Annotated in this window: 14 protein-coding genes; 9 read left to right on the top strand and 5 right to left on the bottom strand. The window is 28.7% G+C overall.

The window, feature by feature from the left end; all coding sequences use genetic code 4:
* Positions 1 to 38: 38 nt before the first annotated feature.
* The 5 genes from VBM91_RS00290 to VBM91_RS00270 form a co-directional block, all read right to left on the bottom strand.
* Complete coding sequence (locus tag VBM91_RS00290) at positions 39 to 1,703, bottom strand: MHO_4530 family protein (protein ID WP_323188907.1); 1,665 nt, start codon at positions 1,701 to 1,703, stop codon at positions 39 to 41.
* Entirely contained in the window at positions 1,703 to 3,910 is a 2,208-nt protein-coding gene (locus VBM91_RS00285) for an ATP-dependent helicase (protein ID WP_323188906.1), read from the bottom strand. Before VBM91_RS00285 ends, VBM91_RS00290 begins: the two co-directional genes overlap by 1 nt.
* Positions 3,901 to 4,536 carry an RDD family protein gene (locus VBM91_RS00280; RefSeq protein ID WP_323188905.1) on the bottom strand — a complete coding sequence of 212 codons (636 nt, stop codon included), beginning with the start codon at positions 4,534 to 4,536 and terminating at the stop codon, positions 3,901 to 3,903. The genes VBM91_RS00285 and VBM91_RS00280 overlap by 10 nt, the downstream gene beginning before the upstream one ends.
* Positions 4,537 to 4,701: 165 nt before the next feature.
* Positions 4,702 to 5,712, bottom strand: coding sequence for a glycosyltransferase (locus VBM91_RS00275; RefSeq protein ID WP_257089694.1), 1,011 nt, complete (start codon positions 5,710 to 5,712; stop codon positions 4,702 to 4,704).
* Positions 5,713 to 5,809: 97 nt separating this feature from the next.
* Positions 5,810 to 7,048: an MAG3090 family protein gene (locus VBM91_RS00270; protein WP_323188540.1), complete on the bottom strand. Its 1,239-nt coding sequence runs from the start codon at positions 7,046 to 7,048 to the stop codon at positions 5,810 to 5,812.
* A gap of 360 nt (positions 7,049 to 7,408) precedes the next feature.
* Here VBM91_RS00270 and VBM91_RS00265 point away from each other — a divergent pair, with 360 nt between their 5' ends.
* The 9 genes from VBM91_RS00265 to glyA all read left to right on the top strand — a co-directional run bounded on the left by VBM91_RS00265 (position 7,409) and on the right by glyA (position 19,497).
* Positions 7,409 to 8,779 carry a glycine--tRNA ligase gene (locus tag VBM91_RS00265; protein ID WP_323188904.1) on the top strand — a complete coding sequence of 457 codons (1,371 nt, stop codon included), beginning with the start codon at positions 7,409 to 7,411 and terminating at the stop codon, positions 8,777 to 8,779.
* Between the two features lie 31 nt (positions 8,780 to 8,810).
* The gene (gene dnaG / locus VBM91_RS00260) at positions 8,811 to 10,682 is read left to right on the top strand and encodes a DNA primase (protein ID WP_323188903.1); all 1,872 of its coding nucleotides are present in this window, start codon (positions 8,811 to 8,813) and stop codon (positions 10,680 to 10,682) included.
* A 3-nt stretch (positions 10,683 to 10,685) separates the two neighbouring features.
* Positions 10,686 to 12,176 (top strand): RNA polymerase sigma factor, encoded by a 1,491-nt coding sequence (locus VBM91_RS00255; RefSeq protein WP_257089700.1) that lies wholly within the window; start codon positions 10,686 to 10,688, stop codon positions 12,174 to 12,176.
* 36 nt (positions 12,177 to 12,212) lie between these two features.
* Positions 12,213 to 13,004, top strand: coding sequence for a Nif3-like dinuclear metal center hexameric protein (locus VBM91_RS00250; RefSeq protein ID WP_323188902.1), 792 nt, complete (start codon positions 12,213 to 12,215; stop codon positions 13,002 to 13,004).
* Positions 13,005 to 13,183: 179 nt separating this feature from the next.
* On the top strand, positions 13,184 to 14,410 hold the full coding sequence (locus VBM91_RS00245; RefSeq protein ID WP_323188536.1) for a replication-associated recombination protein A: 1,227 nt from the start codon (positions 13,184 to 13,186) through the stop codon (positions 14,408 to 14,410).
* Positions 14,411 to 15,364, top strand: coding sequence for a phenylalanine--tRNA ligase subunit alpha (pheS, locus tag VBM91_RS00240; protein ID WP_323177504.1), 954 nt, complete (start codon positions 14,411 to 14,413; stop codon positions 15,362 to 15,364). It abuts the gene before it with no gap.
* Complete coding sequence (locus tag VBM91_RS00235) at positions 15,354 to 16,025, top strand: uracil-DNA glycosylase (RefSeq protein WP_323188535.1); 672 nt, start codon at positions 15,354 to 15,356, stop codon at positions 16,023 to 16,025. Before pheS ends, VBM91_RS00235 begins: the two co-directional genes overlap by 11 nt.
* A gap of 3 nt (positions 16,026 to 16,028) precedes the next feature.
* Positions 16,029 to 18,227: a phenylalanine--tRNA ligase subunit beta gene (locus tag VBM91_RS00230; RefSeq protein ID WP_323188534.1), complete on the top strand. Its 2,199-nt coding sequence runs from the start codon at positions 16,029 to 16,031 to the stop codon at positions 18,225 to 18,227.
* 7 nt (positions 18,228 to 18,234) lie between these two features.
* The gene (glyA, locus tag VBM91_RS00225) at positions 18,235 to 19,497 is read left to right on the top strand and encodes a serine hydroxymethyltransferase (RefSeq protein ID WP_323188901.1); all 1,263 of its coding nucleotides are present in this window, start codon (positions 18,235 to 18,237) and stop codon (positions 19,495 to 19,497) included.
* Positions 19,498 to 19,650 lie beyond the last annotated feature (153 nt).

The following is a 19,650-nucleotide window of genomic DNA, read 5'->3' as shown; positions in this document are numbered from 1 at the left end:
ATTTTTTTATACAAAAAAATATCCCTGATCAGGATATTTTAATTATCATTCTTATATGAAATTTTAACATTAGCCTTTTTAATTGTAAGTGGGTCTAAATAATCAGGTGCACCTTCATAAATAGTCTTAATGTTATTATTTGTGGCTAAGTTCACAATATTAAAACAGTTTAAAAATACCTTTGTATTGTTTAATTGTTTTGAAATCTTTTCTCCAATTACAATAGCTTGCAGTTTTGTATCGTTGATGATATTGATAAGAGATTTATCAATGGTGTCAATGTATAAAGCTGTAGGTATTTTTTTCTTGTAGTTGTTACTGATTTTTTGTCTTAAATGATATGTGTCAAATGTATTATTGTATGCATAAATAAGGCAAATTGGTTTCTTTTCTTCAAGAATGAAGTTAGATTGTAAAAATGTCTCTTGAGATATTTTTATCAATCTCTGCATATTTTTAACATTACCAGTTTCATCAAGTTTTTCAGTATTTTGTGTGATGAAGTCGTATCATTTTTTCTCATATAAGTAATTTAAATGTGGGATTTTTCGAAAGAAGTCAGTTCAATATTTGTCTTCGTCGTCTTTAGTTATTTTTTGCAATGAGTTGATTACAATGTTTGAAGCTTTTTTAGTTTCATAAACAAAAATGTTTGTACTCTTAATTGTTGCGTTTTTAGAACTTAAAGTATTGTTTCATTGCACATATTCATTTAATCTCTTAACAAATTCTGAGAATTTAGGATCTTGAGAAATTGTTGCAGGAATATTTGAATATGTTGATTTTGTTTTAGGATTAATCGTTAAATTAAATAATGAGAATTTGATTTTATTTATTAATTTAAGTCTATCAGCTTTATTATTTAGTTTATTTTCGCTAATTAATGAAGCACATAAGAAGAATTTATTAATCATCCTATTATCATTAATTTCATTAATCATTTTAAGATACTTTTTGTGTCCAAATTTTGATAATTTATTCTTAACAATAAACAAAATTCCATCAATAATATAGAAAGGCGTTTTTGATATTGAAATGTTTAAGTTATCAAAAATTGATTTAATTTGGATGCTGTCAAATTCTTTGTTTATAAAGTAAGGCTTAAACGCAAAAGCTAAAACAGAATGTTTGTTGCTTTTGAAGTTTTTTTGTTCGAATTCTTTTAATGATTGCTCTGAATTATGATGATTAAATTTGTATTTAAGTCGATTTTTTTCTCACTTAATAGTACAAATGAATTTTTTATTTTCAATAGGTTTGATTTTAAGAATATATGATGAATTAAGTCTTTTATTTGATTTATCAAGCAAGTAAGCTATTTTTTCAAATAACGTAAGGTTTGATGTGTTAAATTCTGGATTCAGTTTAATTTCAAAAGAAGTTTTAACAGAATCACTAACTAAGTCAAAGAATTCATTTAGTTTTTTTCTACTTCCTTCATCAAGGAAGCTAAAAAAGGTTTGTAATGTAATGAAATTAAATGTTCTGAAACCTAATTTTTTAGCATCAAATAAAGTTGATAATGCTTGATTTCTTTTTGAAAATCTAAGAACTTTTTTATTAACTGAATCAATTTCAAACAAAATTATTCCGGCTGTCGATCTTATGTAATATAAGTAAATAATTAATCAAAATCCCATTAATAATACAAAGAGTAATATTAATGAGATTATTGAAATTGCAATAATAGCTGTTAAATTCATTATCTTGTGATTACTTTGATTGAAGGGTGATTTTTATTAAGGGTTCTTATTTTTCTATCTTTAATGAAGTCAATAACAATTTCAGTTCCTTTAACTTCAACAACTTCACCTTCACCGAACATAACGTGAGAAATAATATCTCCAACTACAATGTTAATGTTTGTAGGTGTTTCATCATCAGGTGAGAATGTAGGATCATCAAATTTTCTTCCGTGGTAGTTGATAATAAAGTCTGAAATATCAACCCCCATTTCTCCAATAAATCTTGAAGGTTTCTTATCAATATCAGATGAAATAAGTTTTCCACGTGAGTCACTTAGGAATAAACGTTGTTTCGCTCTCGTTACTGCAACATAAGCTAAACGTCTTTCATCTTCTAATGTATCGTTGTATTTATCAATTAATGGAGATGATGATTGTTTTTTATTTTTCTCTCTATCTAAAGCACGCTTGTTAGGGAAAACTCCCTCAGACATACCGATAACAAAAACGTTATCAAATTCTAATCCTTTAGCAGAGTGAATTGTCATAAGTGAAACGTAGTTAGAAACGTTATCATATTCATCTTCAATTGATGTTAGCCCAACTTCGTTTAAGTAGTCAATAGCAGACTTATCTGGATTGTTGTTTTCTCAGTTTTGAATTGAGTTAATTAATTCCTTAACGTTATCAATAGCTGACCCTCTAAGGTTTTTATTCATTTCGATGTGTTCGTAGTATTTGATTTCTTCAAGGAATTTGTTTAAAGTTAAGCTTATTTTATTTGTTGATAAAGCTTTTTGGTATTTACGAATAGTTGATAAGAATGGGAAGATTGATTTAACAATTAATTCTTTTGAGATAGGTAGAATTTTAATATCTCTAATCATTATGTTGAATAAACTATCGTGAATGTTTTCTGCGTGGTCTTTAAGTTTTTTAAGAGTAGCAGGACCAATTCCTCTATTAGGAACATTAATAACACGTTCGAATGAAATATCATCCTTAGGGTTTGCTAAAACTTTCAAGAATGCAAGTGCATCTTTAACTTCAGCACGTTGGAAGAATTTAATTCCATTAAAGATTTTGTAGTTAATGTTTTCTGCGATAAGTGCATCTTCAATTGGTCTTGATAAGTAGTTTGCACGATATAAGATTGCAATTGATTTTAATTGTTGTTTTTGTTTTTTAAGTTCATTAATTTTTTGAACTACTCATCTAGCTTCAGCTTCTGAATTGAATCCGTGGTAGTACTCAATTTCTAAACCTTCTTCGTTTTCTGTAATTAAATTCTTATGAACGCGGTTTGAGTTATGAATAATAAGATTGTTTGCTGCATCTAAGATTTTCTTACTTGATCTGTAATTTGTATCCAGCACGATTGTTTTAACGTTTTCAAAATCTTTATCAAAGTCTAAGATTAAGTTAACATCAGCACCACGTCAGTTGTAGATTGTTTGATCAGGGTCTCCAACAATTGTAAAGTGTGTATTTGGACCAATGATTTGTTTAATAACTTCATATTGAAGTTTTGATGTATCTTGAAACTCATCAACAAGCATATATTCAAATAATTTCTTAAGTTCTTCAACTACTTCAGGATGTGTATCGAATAAAAGTTTTGTAAAGATGATTAAGTCATCAAAGTCAACAGCACCTTTTGAAGTTAATTCATTTAAGTAATCTTGATATACAACTGCAAGGATGTGTTGAGGTGACTTGTTTAGCATTTTTGCTAATTCAGGCCCTGATTGAATTTGGAAGTTTTTAGCTCAAGAAATGTACTCAATCATTGTTTTATAGCTAATATCGTGAGATGTGATTCCTCTTTTTTCATAAATACCCTGAAGTATTTGGATTTTGTCAGGGTCATCTACGATAATAAAGTTTTCTCTAAATCCAATTAATTTACTTTTTCTTCTTAATAATTTTGCACAAAATGAGTGGAATGTTGAGATTTTAAGTTGATCGCTATCAACTGATTTTGAACAATATTGTAAAACACGTTCTTTCATTTCATTTGCAGCTTTATTTGTAAATGTTAAAGCTAAAATGTTTTTGTAGCTTACACCTAAGTCATTAATTAAGTAAGCTATTTTTCTTGTAAGAACTCTAGTTTTACCTGAACCAGCACCTGCGATAATTCTTAAAGGTGAGTCAAAATATTCAACAGCTTCACGTTGCTGTTCGTTTAAGTCACTTAATAAATCAGGTTTAATTAATCCCATAAATGCTCCTCCTTATTAACGTAACGATATTTACGTCCTTTATTATAGAAAGGTAAAAGCACAATTTCTTCTTCAAGCACTTGTTGTATTTGCTTATCTTCAACAATTCTTGTATTAAACATTAAGTCAAGTAATGTTAGTTTTTTCTTGTAAAAAATTAACATTGTGTAACCTATTGTGTGAATTGCTAATCACGCAGTCATTAGTGCAGATATAAATGCACTGGATGATTTAAATTCATTTGTTTTTTCAAATTCCTTGATTGTCATTTCTTTTTGAAGACACATTGGAATAATTGTAAGTAAGAAGATAACTTGCAACATAAATATTCCTATTATGTTTCTTTTGAAAATGAGTTTATAACTAAACTGCTTTGAATTTGTATTTATGAGCTTGAGTTTAAATAGTTTCATTCCTAGCGTTTTGCCTTTTAGTGATAAAGGTAAAATCAAGAAATAAACATTCATTCAAACGCAAACTAAGACAACAGAAACAATTCTGTGAGTTAATGTTTGATTAGCGTGATCTAGCATTATCAAAAAGATAACTGCAGAAAATGCTATAAACAAAAAGTTGTCGAAGACATTTGAAAAAAATCTCTTGAAAAAAGATGCATTTTTATACATTTGTGCTTGATTACAATTTGAATTGTAAATTCTCCTTTATATATATTTTTAATATATATAAATTTTAGCACATCTATTGATAAATAAAATTTTTAGTAATTTTATGGTGCATTTTTGACTTTTTGCATTAAAAAACCATATGAGAAAGCCCATATGGAAAGTTAATTATTCAAGTCCTTTTAATAATTTATCTGCCTTTAATTTAGAAAATTTAGTTTTTAGTAATTTAGTTTCATCATTATCAAGTAGAACATAATAGTTGGTTGTTAAAAATGTTTGAAAATCTGCTGTATCTTCGATTTTCTTAATTGTTTCAGCGTGCTTATCATTTAGGAATGAACTACGTTTTTCGCTAACTTCATCATCTTGAACATTGAATAATTTGTAGAAGAAGTAGTTTGCTTTTAAAAAACCTGAAAGAAGTAATTTTAAGAAGTAGTATTTTGCATATTCTAATTCTTCATTAATCTTTAAGTTCTGATTCTTTGCTATTTGTTTAATTATGTCAAATGATTTAACATAATTTTGTGTGTTTAATCAAATATCTGATGAAATAAAATCTCTTTTAACCTTATAGTCAAGGTACTTATATTTTTTAGCATTCATTAAAAGACTGTATGTAACTTCAATACACATAATTGAATCGTTTGAAATTTGAGGTCTATATTTAATGAATTTTTTAATTAATGATTTCTTGAAAACTTTGTTGAAGATGAAAGGGAAACTATAAGCTAATGGTAATGAATTTTTAGTTAAATCAAACATTTGGCTCATTTCAGCTCTTTCTTTTGGTTTGAATCTAACTGAACCGATTAGTTTTGGTTTGAATTCTAAAACATCAACATTTCAACGTTGTGCTTGTTCTAAAATGTTTTCAACATAACTATCTCTAAATGTTGAATCTGAATTTAAAACAGTAATAAATTCACCCTTTGCAACTCTAAATGCACTAATTAAATTGTGTTGATATGAAGTGCTTTTTGTGTTGAAAATCATAATAAGTCTGTTACCGAAAAATTGGTAGTAATCTTTAGCAACTTTGAAAATTGCTTTTGAGTTTTCAGTTAAACAAAGAATAACTTCAAAATTTTGTGCACTTTGATCTTTTAATCTTTCTAAGTATTCTCTTACTTTTTCGACTGAGTTATTTTTTAATGAAATTAATGATAGTCTCATCTTACACCTTCTTGTCTTAAATTTATATTTATATAAATTTTAACACATTCAGAGAATAAAAAAACAAGGCGTTTAAGCCTTGCGCATTGGATTAAAACTAAATGATGTATCCTAATCCTAATAAGATTGTTAACACGATTAAGATTGAGTATCCTAAAACAATTAAGAAAATTGCTAAAAGACTAGCTCTTGAACGTGTTGTAACAACTTGACCTTCACCTGAAACAACACCATCTGATAATACAGATTCAAATACTAAGAAGTGTTGTCTTTGAGCTTCTTCACCTAAGAAGATTGAGTAGTCGTAGCTGTCTTTTTTAACAAATCCAACGTGTAAGTTGTTGAATAATACGTATGAAGTTTTTTGTGCTAAAGTAATGTTTCCAACTAATTCACATACTGAGTAAACTTCTGTTTCAGCGTTGAATTCGATTTCTTCGCTTCCTTTAACTTTGTCAGCAAATTCTTGCATTGCTTTAGAAATAGTAGCAACAATAGCAGCTAATAATTCTTTGTATTCTTCATTTCCTTTAACATCTTTTTTAAGAGCTTTAGCAGCTTTTAAAACGTTTTCAAAGTTTGTTTCAATACGTTTGATGTCTTCTATTGATGTTAATGTTTCTGGTAATGAAGCAGCTGTTAAACGAAGTTTTCTAGCGTAGATTGCTAATACTTTGATTTGTTCAGAAATCATTAAGTCTCTAATGTATGCATATTCAGTAATTTTATCTTCACACACTGGTAAAACTTCAACATCTTTTTCTACAAATTTTTCAACTAAAACTTCTTTTGTAACTGAATTAGCTAATTTTTCTTGAAGTTCGTTAACTTCTTTTTCTAATTGTTCTTTTTTGCTTAATTCATTTTGTAATTTTTCAATTTCTAAGTCTTTAGCAGATTTTTTTCTTTCGTAAACGTAATCATCATCAGCTGGGAAGTATGTTTCGTGATCTTTAATGATTTTGAAATCAACTACTTCTTTGAAGTTTCTTTTAGCTGTTTTGTCATCACGTTTCATTGATTTTGGATCAATAGCTAATTCTTCTATTGTTTCTTCGTAATCTAAACCACCGTCGAATTTATCAACGTTAAGTTCGAATTCAGGAACGATATTTCCTTTTGAATCTTTATCATTGAATTCGATAACGATTCCCCCTCAGATTTTTTTATCTGTTTGGAATCAAGTTGCACACTCGTAACCTAATGATAAGAATCAGGTCATAGCGTCTTTACGAGTTTTGAATAGAGCTAAAGGACTTTCAACTTTTGGGTGTTTAAGAGCTCAAGGGTAGTTTTTATCCTTGTTAGGTCTATATAAACATTGTAAACGTTTCATATATCTCCTTTGTTTAAATAAGTAATTTTGTATAACGTTATATAAAATAAACTTTCGTTCCTCTTAATTATAAATGCTTTTTATAAATAATGATGATATATTTGTCTACTTATATCCCTATAATTTAGGAAAAAACGGTATTTTTTTGCTTTTTTTTCATAAAAATTAAGAAAAAATAGCTATTTTTTGATGTTTTCCATAGTCTGTAAGGGATAAACATATTTTAAACTTAATAGTAAATTGTAAAAATCAAATGTGTAACAAAATTCAAAAATTTTTGCTTTTTTCTTTTTGTTTTCATCAAATTATGATAATAAAAAATAAATTTTTTATTAAGCGTTTAGTGATAAAATTACAATTATGCTAAATAATAGAGAAAATAAAATGAATGATATTGTTAATCACTTGAAGAACTCTGGATTTGTTTTTCAAGGAAGTGAAATTTATGGAGGATTGTCAAATACTTGAGATTATGGGCCACTTGGTTCACTTTTAAAAGATAACATTGAGCAAGCTTGAAAACGTGAATTTGTTATCAAAGAAACTAACAACTACTTAATTGACTCAAAAATTTTAATGAACCCACAAGTTTGAGTAACAAGCGGTCACGTTTCTAACTTCTCTGACCCTCTAATCGAAAACAAAGTTAATGGAAAAAGATATAGAGCAGACAAATTGATTCAAGAAGTAAATCCTGATTTAATTCCTGAAAAAATGAGCTTTGATGAAATGGTTGTTTTTGTAAGAGAGCACATCAAAGAATATGAGGGAGATAAAACAGATTGATCAGACATTAAGAAATTTAACTTAATGTTCGAAACTTCTCAAGGAGTTGTTGAGGGTGCTAAATCAAAAGTTTACTTAAGACCTGAAACAGCACAAGGTATTTTTATTAACTTCAAAAACGTTCAAAGAACAATGAGAGCTAAATTACCATTTGGTGTAGCACAAGTTGGAAAAAGCTTTAGAAATGAAGTTACGCCAGGAAACTTCATTTTCAGAACAAGGGAATTTGAACAAATGGAACTTGAATTCTTCACAAAACCTGAAGAAGCACAACAATGATTTGACTACTATGTAAACAAAGCTTATAACTTTGTGCAACAATTAGGAATTTCAAAAGACTTAATCAGAGTTAGAGCTCACGATCCAGAAGAGTTAGCTCACTATTCAGCAGGAACAAGTGATATTGAATTTAATTTTGCTTTTGGTTGAGGTGAATTACTTGGGGTTGCTAACAGAACAGATTACGATCTTAAGTCACATATGAATGCAACAGGAGAATCACTTGATTACTTAGATCCTGAAACTAATACAAAAGTTATTCCATATGTTATTGAACCAAGCATCGGATTAGATCGTTTAATGTTAGCTGTAATTACAAGTGCTTATGATGTAGAACAATTAGAAAATAATGATTCAAGAATTATTTTACGTTTCCCTTACGAAATTGCACCTTATAAAGTTGCTGTTATGCCACTTGTTAAAAAGTTAAATGAAAAATCAAAAGAAATTTTCAACAATTTAGTTGCTGCTGGAATTTCAGTAACTTATGATGAAGCTGGTTCAATCGGAAAAAGATATCGTCGTCAAGACGCAATTGGAACGCCTTGATGTTTAACAATTGACTATGACACATTAGAGGATAATGCAGTTACTTTAAGAAACAGAGATACTATGGAACAAGTCAGAGTATCAATTGACCAAGTAATTTCATTTATTCAAAAATAAAACTAACTAAATTAATTCAAAGGAGGAAATAATGTCAGCAAGATTAACTTCTGAAATAACAAATCAAATTAAGCATGAAAATGATATTGTTGATGTTATTTCTGAATTTATTCAATTACATAAAAAGGGAAATAGTTATGTTGGACTATGTCCTTTTCACCAAGATACCAAACCTAGTTTAAGTGTTGTTCAAACTAAGCAAATTTTCAAATGCTTTGTTTGCGAAACTGCTGGTGACGTAATTGAGTTTGTGAAAAGATACAAAAGCATTTCTTATGTAGACACATTAGAATATTTAGCTAAAAGAGCAAATATTGAACTTGATTTTGAACAATATAAGCAAACTGAAACAATAAATTATTCTCAAGAAGCAATTGAAATAACTGATGTTTTAGACATTGTTAACTCATTTTACAAAGTTCAATATTTAACCAATCAAGCTGCTAAAGAATATTTAGCTAAACGTAAAATTGACAATCAAATTAGAGAAAAATTCAACATTGGTTATGCACCTAAAAATGTTTTGGTTAATTATTTAACTAATTTAAATTATTCAACACATCAAATGCAACAAGCAGGATTAGTTAATGCAGATATGCACGAGTTATTCTGGGATAGAGTAACTTTTGGTATTGCTAATGAACACGGACACATTGTTGGATTTAGTGGAAGAAAACTAAATAACAATGATCCTAATTCGCCTAAATACATTAACTCTCCAGAAACTGCTGCATTTAACAAATCGAGAATTTTATATAACTACCATAATGCTAAAGATTCAATTAGAACTAAAAAACAAGTTGTAATTGTCGAAGGTTATATGGATGTTATTGCTTGTTATAAAGCAGGAATTGAAAACGTAGTTGCAATTATGGGGACTGCTCTTACTAAAGAACATTTAGCACTTATAAAAAACACAAAAGTTTTAATGTTCCTTGATAATGATAAAGCAGGAATTGAAGCAACATTTAGAAGTTTAAGTAGATTATTAGAACACAATTTTGATGTTTCTATTATTAATAACACTTATTCAAAAGACCCTGACGAAATTTTAAATGAATATGGTGCACAAACTTTAGTTGACTTGATTAACAATTCACAAATATCTGCTATTGACTTTCTTTACAATCGTTTAAAAATCAAACATCAAATCAGCAGTGATAATTATGATTTTAATCACTTTAACTTGTTTATCATTGAACTTAATAAATACCTTGATTTATTTAGTGAAAAAGAACAACAATATTTAAAATCACAATTACAAAGAGAATTTAATTACGAACTAAAAATTGTTCCTAAAAGACAAATCCAAGAACAAGTCAAGTATGATGAATTTGTTGCAAATGACCCCTATGCACCTATTGATCCATATGATGGGTTCGTTCAAGCACTTAACAATGTTAGGTTTGATGAAAAAGATTTTTACAGCAAGCTCACTACTTTAGGTATTCAAAATAGATTGAAAATCTTAACTCAAGCTATGATGAACCCTCATATTTTGGATATCCTAAAACAAACTGAACATATTGGTGCTGTTTTTAGCTACCCAACTCAAATTGGTAAGCTATACAAAGAAGTCATAAAAAACACTGCACAATATTTAAATGAAAATTATTTAGACATATTCAAGCAATATTTACTTAAAAATTGTGGAATGACTGAAGCTGAAGTTAATTCAGAAATTATTGAAAATTATTTACACGAGTTATATGAAGAAACAACTTTCTTTACAGAGACAAGCATACTTTCGTTTAATTCATATATAGTAGAACAAGAACCATTTATACAACAAACAATTGCAGATTTACCTAAGGGAGATGCATTGCCACCATATCTTGTTGACACAATAAATAACTTGAAAAAACTTAACTCAAATAAACCTGATAAGAAGAGAGGGAGATAATTTATGTATAAATTTGAAGAGATTATTAATTATATGAAGAGAGAGCTTAAAAAGCACCACAAAGATTACTTAACTCAAGAAGAAGTCTTTGATATCTTAAGCTCAAAAGGTTTATCTATTGATGAAGACACTATTGATGATTTTATGTCAGAATTAAAAGATAACAATATTATTATTGATGATGTTGACTTTGGCGACAATGATGACTATACAGAAGCTGATTTTGAAGATGTAGCACCTGCAAAATCAAAAAAATCTAAGAAAACAAAAGAAAAAAGTCTAGATGACTATGATTTTGAAAAATTAACTGACCTTGATGATCAGGAACCTGACTTTGACGGTGGCTTTGATTCTGATGATATGGATGATGATGAGTATTATGAAGATGACGAAAACGAAGATTACTACACAATTCCAGATGAAGAAATAGAAGCTGATGAAGAAGAAGAGGAAGACGAAGAAAAAGAAACTGAAGTTCATAGATTAAGCGATGAATTCTTTGATGATGCAGGAATTGATTCAGGTTTTGATGATATGGATTTAGTTTTTGAAACTTATGATGAACCAATTGAATTAGCTGACGATACAAAAATTAAATACAACTTATCAAACAAACTTACTGAAACAAATGACATTGTTAAATGATATATGCGTTGAATCGGTAAATATGGAGAATTACTAACTTTAGAAGAAGAAAAACACTTAGCTAAATTAATGGAAAAAGGTGGTTTCAGAGGAAAAAGAGCAAGAGATAAACTTATCCAAAGAAACTTACGTTTAGTTATTAACAATGCTAAAAAATACAAAAACAGAGGGCTTACATTTATTGACTTAATTTCTGAAGGTAACTCAGGTATCTTAAAAGCTGTTCAAAAATATGACGTTAACAAAGGGTTTAAATTCTCAACATATGCTACTTGATGAATTAGACAAGCTATCACAAGAGCTGTAGCTGACCAAGCTAGAACAATCCGTGTGCCTGTTCATATGGTTGAAACAATTAACAAAATTTCAAAAATTGAACGTGAGTTACAACAAGAATTAGGAAGAGAACCATCTGATGAAGAAATTGCAGAAAGATACCAAAATGGATATGATGCTGCTAAAGTTAGATACATTAGAAAAATTAATATCGACCCTATTTCATTAGATAAACAAGTCGGAAAAGAAAACGATTCATCATTCAGTGACTTTGTTAAAGATGACAACATTGTTTCGCCGGTTGATTATGCTTCACAAGAAGAATTAGAAGAAATCTTATTAGATATGGTTAACAACCTTGATCCAGAAGATAAAAAACTTATTTGTAAACGTTTTGGTATCGGTGTTGATGAAAATGGAAATAAATACAGAGTGCACTCATTAGAAGAATTAGCGCTAGACCGTGGAGGAGTTTCTAAAGAACGTGTAAGACAAATTGAAAACAAAATCTTACGTAAACTTAAATCAGATCCAAAACACGGTAAAAACTTAAAAGACTTTATTAGAAACTAAAAACAACAATTAAACAAAATTAGGAAAATTGATATTATGAGAGAAAAAAGTTTAAAAATTAAAGATTTTATTGAATTATTAAACAAAATGTACCCATTAGAAAACAAAGAAATTTGAGATCCATCAGGGTACTCAGTAAAAACAGTTCAAGCTAAAAAATTCAAAGGTGCAGTTTTAGCAATCGACCTTACAAAAGAAGTGCTTCAAGAAGCAATTGACAATGATTGCAACGTTATCTTAACACACCACCCATTCAAATTCGAAAGAAGATGAATTGATGAAGATTACAAAGCACCATACAAAAGAGAAATCATAAATTTACTTAGAAAACACCAAATTACAGCATTCTCAATGCACACAAATTACGACTGCGATCCAAAAGGTACTTCATACCAAATTGCAAGATATATGGGTATAGAAGCAAAACAAAATGAAGAATTAACACAAAAATTCTCATCAGTTGTTGATGCTAATTTATCATTAAACCAAATTAAAGAATTATTAGAAAAAAGATTAGGATTGCACTCATTTAGAACTAATGTTGCACCTGAAAACTACGATAAAAAATTCAAAACAGTTGCAATCTTAAGTGGAAGTGGATACATTGGACAAATTAATGATTTAGCTACAAAATGTGACTTAATCATTTCAAGTGACTTTAGATGAAGTGACTGAATCGTATTTGACCAAACAAACACAAACATTTTAGAAGTTCCACACTTAGATGAAGAAGTATTTGCGCTTGATATGTATGAACAACTTCAAGAAATACTTCCAAATCATAAATTCATTTTTGTTAAAACTAATGTACCATATCACAATATGTAATTGACTAAATTTAACTGCTACAAAGCAGTTATTTTTATTTTTATAATAGTGTGCAAGCTTTAAAAGTTTTGCTACTTTAAACTTTTATTACTATAAACTAAACAACAAAGTGCAATCTTTAAAAAAATAAAAATGTATAATTAATAAAATTTATTTTATTAATTAACTAAAAGGGTGTTATGAACAATAAAAATCTAGCAAATTTAATTAGACCAACTAAATTAGAAGACATTGTCGGACAAAAGCACGTTGTTAAATTACTTGAAAAAGTTATTGCAAACAAAATAACAACAAGTTTTATTTTCTTTGGTGAATCAGGAACCGGTAAGACAACAAGTGCAATGATTTTGGCTAACCAATTAGGTCTTAAGTATGATTTGTTTAACGCATCAGTTGATAATAAAGATAAATTAATTAATATTTTGAAAAATAATGATGTAATCATCATCGATGAAATACATAGATTAAATAAAGATAAGCAAGACATTTTGTTATCTTATCTAGAATTTGACAAGATTATTGTTTATGCAACTACAACAGAAAACCCTTACTTTAAAGTTGTACCTGCTCTAAGAAGTAGAATGCAAATTGTGCAGTTTTTTAAGATTTCAGAAGATGAAATCGCAGAGAAACTTAATCAAATTGTTAAGGAAAGTTTTCCTAACTATTTAATTAGTATGGATGTTCTAAAAAACTTAGCTAGATTTTCTTCAGGAGACTTAAGATTAAGTATTAACAATTTACATATGCTAATTTTATGTTCAGATCCAGGTGTAGAAATTACCAAAGAGCAACTGAAACAAGTTATTCCGAATATTAACTTCTACAGTGACTTAAATTCAAGCGCACATTACAACAATTTATCTGCATTTCACAAATCTCTTAGAGGTTCAGATGTAAATGCTGCACTGTATTATGGGATGTTAATTTTAAAAAGTGGAGATGTTGATGGATTATTCAGGAGAATGATTTGTGCATCATATGAAGATATTGGTCACGCTTCACCGAATGTAAACTTAAGAGTGCTCAATGCAATTGAAGCTTTTGAGCGACTTGGAATGCCCGAAGGAAAATTACCAATTGCTTTTGCAATTATTGATATTGCACTAGCACCAAAAAGTAACTCAACATACATTGCAATCGAAAACACAGAGCAAATCTTAGATTCAGGACAAATTTATCAAATACCAAAACATTTAAGAGATTCACATTATGCATCAGCGGCTAAATTAGGTGATGGAATTGATTACAAATATCCACATAACTACTGAAACAATTATGTTAATCAGCAATATTTACCAAAAGAATTATCTAAAGCAGAATTTTATTTTGCTGGATTAAATGAAAACGAACAAAAATACAAAAAATATTGACAAAAAATCAAGGAAGCAATTAAGGAGGATTAGATGAATTTAAAATTAGAAAACATTAATTCATTAGAAGATCTTAAAGTAGCAAAAGCAAGTGTATTTTCAAATGAAGGAGAAATTTACAAACTTCAACAAGAATTAAAAACAGCCCCAGTTGAACAAAAGAAAGAAATTGGACAAAAAATTACAGTTCTTAAAAAAGAATATGAAGATTTCTTTAAGTTAGCTGAAGAAAGAATTCAAAAACTTGAAATTGAAAAGAAAATTAATTCAGAATTTATTGACGTAACAATTCCTGTTTTAAAACCTGGAGCATTACACCCAATCACACTTGTAGAAGAAAGATTAAGAGATTGATTTTTCCAACACGGATACTATGAACGTAAAGATGGTGAAATTGTATCTGATGAATATAACTTTAAACGTTTAAATATTCCAGATGATCACCCAGCTAGAGGAATGCATGACTCACTTTACATTACAGAACAAACTTTATTAAGAACACATAATACAGGTATTACTGCAAAAGTTCTTGAAGAAAATCCTAATAAGGAATTTTCAACTTTTGCTATTGGTAAAGTTTACAGAAATGATGAAGATGATGCAACTCACTCACACCAATTTACTCAAATTGACTTTGTTACAGTTGGAAAAGTTTCATTCTCTAACTTAATTTGAACTCTTAAAGATTTACTTTCATATGTTTTAGAAGAAAATGTTGAAATCAGATTAAGACCAAGTTACTTCCCATTCACTGAACCAAGTGTTGAAGTTGATGTATTTTACAAAAATAGATGAATTGAAATTTTAGGTGCTGGTATGCTTCATCCAAGTGTGTTAGAAATGGCTGGTTTTGATTCGTCATTTAACGGTTTTGCAGCTGGTATTGGAATTGAACGTATCACAATGATTAAATATGGTTTTACAGATATAAGAGATTTATACAGAAATGATTTAAGAATAATGGAGCAATTTAAAAATGAAAGATAGTTTTTTAAAAATATTACAGTCAGAAGGTCAAAAACCATACTTTACAAAAATTTTAGATAAATTAAAAGAAGAAGAAACAAATGGAGTTAAAGTTTTTCCACACCAAATGGATTTATTTAAACCATTTGAATTCTTCCAAGTTAATGAAACTAAAGTTATTATCTTAGGTCAAGATCCATACCACACATTAGGTTTAGCTGATGGATTAGCATTTTCAACATACGATGACAAATTTGCTCCATCACTAAATAATATGCTTAAGGAACTTAAAAAAGATTATCCTAAAACAAAATTAGAAACAACTTCACTTGTTTCTTGAGCTAAACAAGGTGTTTTATTATTAAATACAGTTTTAACAGTTGCTCAAAGCAAGCCTGCTTCGCACTTCAGAATAGGATGAGAAACTTTCACACACAAAGTAGTTGAGGAAGTAGTTGCGCAAAACCCTAATGTCATTGTAGTTGCGTTAGGTAAAAAAGCACAACAATTCATTAAAGATATAGCTATTAATCCTAAGAACTTAGTTGAACTTGCACACCCAAGTCCATATAGTTACAATAAAGGTTTTGCAGATTCACACTTATTTAAAACTATTAATAAAAAACTTAAACAAAACAATGTAAAACCAATCGAATGAGATTTAACTAAAGGAGGAAAGTAATTTATGATTTTATCTTTAAAACATTTAAATAAATATTTACCAAATATTAAGTTAGATGCAAAAGAAGTAGAAAAAGCATTAAACAACTTAGGTTTAGAAGTTGAATCGGTTTCACCTTTCTCTGACGTTAAAGGTTTAGTATTTGCAAAAGTTTTAGAAGTTTCGGTTAACCCTAATTCAGACAAATTAGATGTAGTTAAAGTTTTAACAAAACAAGGTGAATACACAATTCAAACAAATAATAGAATTTTAAAACCAGGTGACCTTACAATTTGCTTCCCAACAGGTGCATCAAAAGGCGATTTTGTTTTAGCAGACAAAGAAATTAAAGGTGTTTTATCACAAGGAATGTTCGGTGCGTGATCTGAAATTGAATATGATAATTCACTTTTATCATATACTGACTCAATTTTAGTTTTACCAAACGATTTTGCTACACTTGAAGATGATGCAATGGAACTTTTAGGTCTTAATGATACACTTATTGAAATTTCAGTAACGGCAAACAGAAATGATGCGAACTCATATTATGTTTTAGCTAGAGAATTAGCTTCATATTTTGATACTGACTTTATAAGCGTATTAAAAGAAACACCAAGTTCATTTACAACACAATTTACAGTTAATAAAAACAAAGCACAACATTTATCATTTACAGAAGTTAAAGGTAAAAAAGAAATAACTTTATATGAAAAAATGTTACTTGCAAAACACGGTATTGATACAAAATTTGACTGAGCAGTTAATTTAACAAACTTAACATTAATTAACTATGGTGTTCCTGCTCACGTTTATGATGCTACAAAATTAGAAAACAATTTAAGTGCAGATTATTATTCAGGAAAATTAGTTATTTTAGGAAATAAAGAAGTTGAATTAAATAATGTTTTAACAATTTTTGCTAACAATAAACCTGTTTCAGTTGCTTGCGCTATGGGTCTAGAAGACACGAAAGCTACAGAACAAACAAATGATTATTTATTTGAAGTTGGAGTGTTTAAGTCTACAGATGTTAGACATTCATCTAAAGAACTTAAATTAATTTCAAACTCAGCTGCACAAGGTGCAAGAACAATTACACCCGAATTAGCAAGTTTAGCAGTTAAATTCATCAGATCATACTGCAATGATTTACAAGTCTCAAATACAATTGGTGAATTTGAATTTGATAGCTACAAAGAAATAAAAATTGATAATGAAAAATTAAAAGTTTACTCAAATAAATCAGACAATCAATTAGTTGAATTTAACAAAGCTAAAGATCAATTAAGTAAATTAGGATTTATCTTTGAAGCAGACATTGTTAAAGTCCCTAACTATAGATATGATGTTAACTTATTTGAAGATGTTATGGAAGAATTATTCAGATTCTATTCATACAGCAACTTTAAAGAAGAAGTTGTTAAAAACGTTCCATTAATTACACAATCAAAAGATAGAACAAAAAATATTATTAGTGGGATGGGTTATTCAGAAGTTAGAACATTTACACTTGTTTCTAAAGAAAAAGCAAACTTTAAAGTTTTAGACTTAAAAGAAACTGTTAGGCCTTTATTAACATTCGTTTCTAAAGAAAGAGAATACGTACGTAATTCAATTATTGTTTCATTGCAAGAAGTTGTTGAATACAATCAAAAACGTAAATTAAACTCAATTAACATTTTTGAAGTAGGAATGATCGGGAACTCTAATGAAGTTTTAGGTCTTGCTTCAACAACTAAATCATTCTTTGAAATGAAACAAGATATTATTAATTTTGCAAAATTAGATTTAGAATTTGTTCCTTTAAAAGACAATGCTTTAGTTCATCCAAATGCATCTGCAAAAATTGTTTACATTGACCAAAACACAGGTGCACAAGTTGAATTAGGTTGATTAGGTAAAATTCATCCATCAATTGATAAGACAAATGCATTCTATGCCGAATTATTTACAGATGTGATTAAAAACATTAGAAACAAAGAAGCAGCAACTAAATTCCAATCAGTTAATACTGAACCATATAAAACACTTGACCTTACATTTGAACTTGGAAACGGTGAGTACATCAAAGATAAAATTAATCAAATTAAATCAGTTTCAAATTGTTTCAGCATTGACCAAATTGATGATTACAAAAAAGAAAATTCACACAATGTAACACTTAGAATTACAGGTTCAAGTGAGCAAATTGAAAAAATAGATTCACACTTTAACAACTAGGAGACCTATGTATTCAGATATTAGTTTAAAAGATAAATTAGTTCAAGATGCAATTAATAATGAACTAAAAAGACAAGAAGATCACATTGAATTAATCGCTAGTGAAAACTATGTTTCAGAAGATGTACTTAAAGCTCAAGGTAGCATTTTAACAAACAAATATGGTGAAGGTTACTCAAATAGAAGATATTATGGTGGATGTGAAAATGTTGACGTAGTTGAACAAGCTGCTATTGATAGATTAAAAGCTATTTTTGGTGTTAAATTTGCTAACGTGCAACCTTATTCAGGTTCAGTTGCAAATGCTGCTGCTATTGCATCGGTTGTACCTAGTGGAGGAAAAATTATGGGACTTTCACTTAGTTCAGGTGGACACTTAACGCACGGATACAAAATCAGTTTTAGTGGAATTTTCTATGATTCAGTTTCATATGATTTAGGTAAAGATGGAATTTTAGATTATGATGCAATTTTAGAACTTGCTCTAAAAGAAAAACCACACTTAATTATTTGTGGTTATTCGGCTTATTCAAGAACAATTGACTTTGCTAAATTCAGAGAAATAGCTGATAAATGTGGTGCAAAATTACTTGCTGATATAGCTCACATTGCAGGACTTGTCGCTACTGGAGAACACCCATCGCCAGTTGGCTATGCAGATATTATTACTTCTACAACACATAAAACATTACGTGGAGGCAGAGGTGGGATCATTATGACTAATGATGAAGAAATTGCTAAAAAAATCGACAGATGAGTATTCCCTGGATACCAAGGTGGTCCATTATTCCACGCTATAGCTGGAAAAGCTGTAAGCTTTTATGAAGCTATGCAACCTATGTTTAAAGAATATGCAAAAAACATTAGATTAAATGCAGCTAAGTTATGTAATAACTTCATTAACAAAGGTGCAAAAATTATTTCAGGTGGAACAGACAACCACTTATTTATGATTGATGTTTTATCAACATACAACATTAGCGGTAAAGAAGCTGAAGAAATCTTAGGTAAAATCAACATTACATTAAACAAAAACACAATTCCATTCGATACACTTTCACCGTTTGTAGCAAGTGGTATTAGAATTGGAACTGCTGCTATGACAAGTAGAGATTTCACAGAATGAGATAAATTAGCTGACATAATTGATTACACACTTAGAAATTATGAAATGTTAAGTTCAGAAAATGGAATCGATAAACTAAATGAACTTAAACAAGAAGTTTTAGAATTGACTAAAAAATTCCCAATCAAAAAATCATATTTATAAGATGCAATTGCATCTTATTTTTTTACTTTTATAATATTCTCCTAGACTTAAAAGTAAAAAATGTAAATCAAATTTAAATAAGCTAATAAATCTTGAAATTTAACAATCAGATATTGTGTATAGTGTTTAGAATTTGTTAAAATAGACAGATAA

This window comes from Mycoplasma sp. 2248 (genome assembly GCF_034863245.1).
In the GTDB taxonomy this organism is placed as follows: Bacteria; Bacillota_I; Bacilli_A; order Mycoplasmatales; family Metamycoplasmataceae; genus Mycoplasmopsis.
The sequence above is the reverse complement of the archived record's forward strand: the minus strand, read 5'-3'. Positions and strand labels throughout refer to the sequence as shown.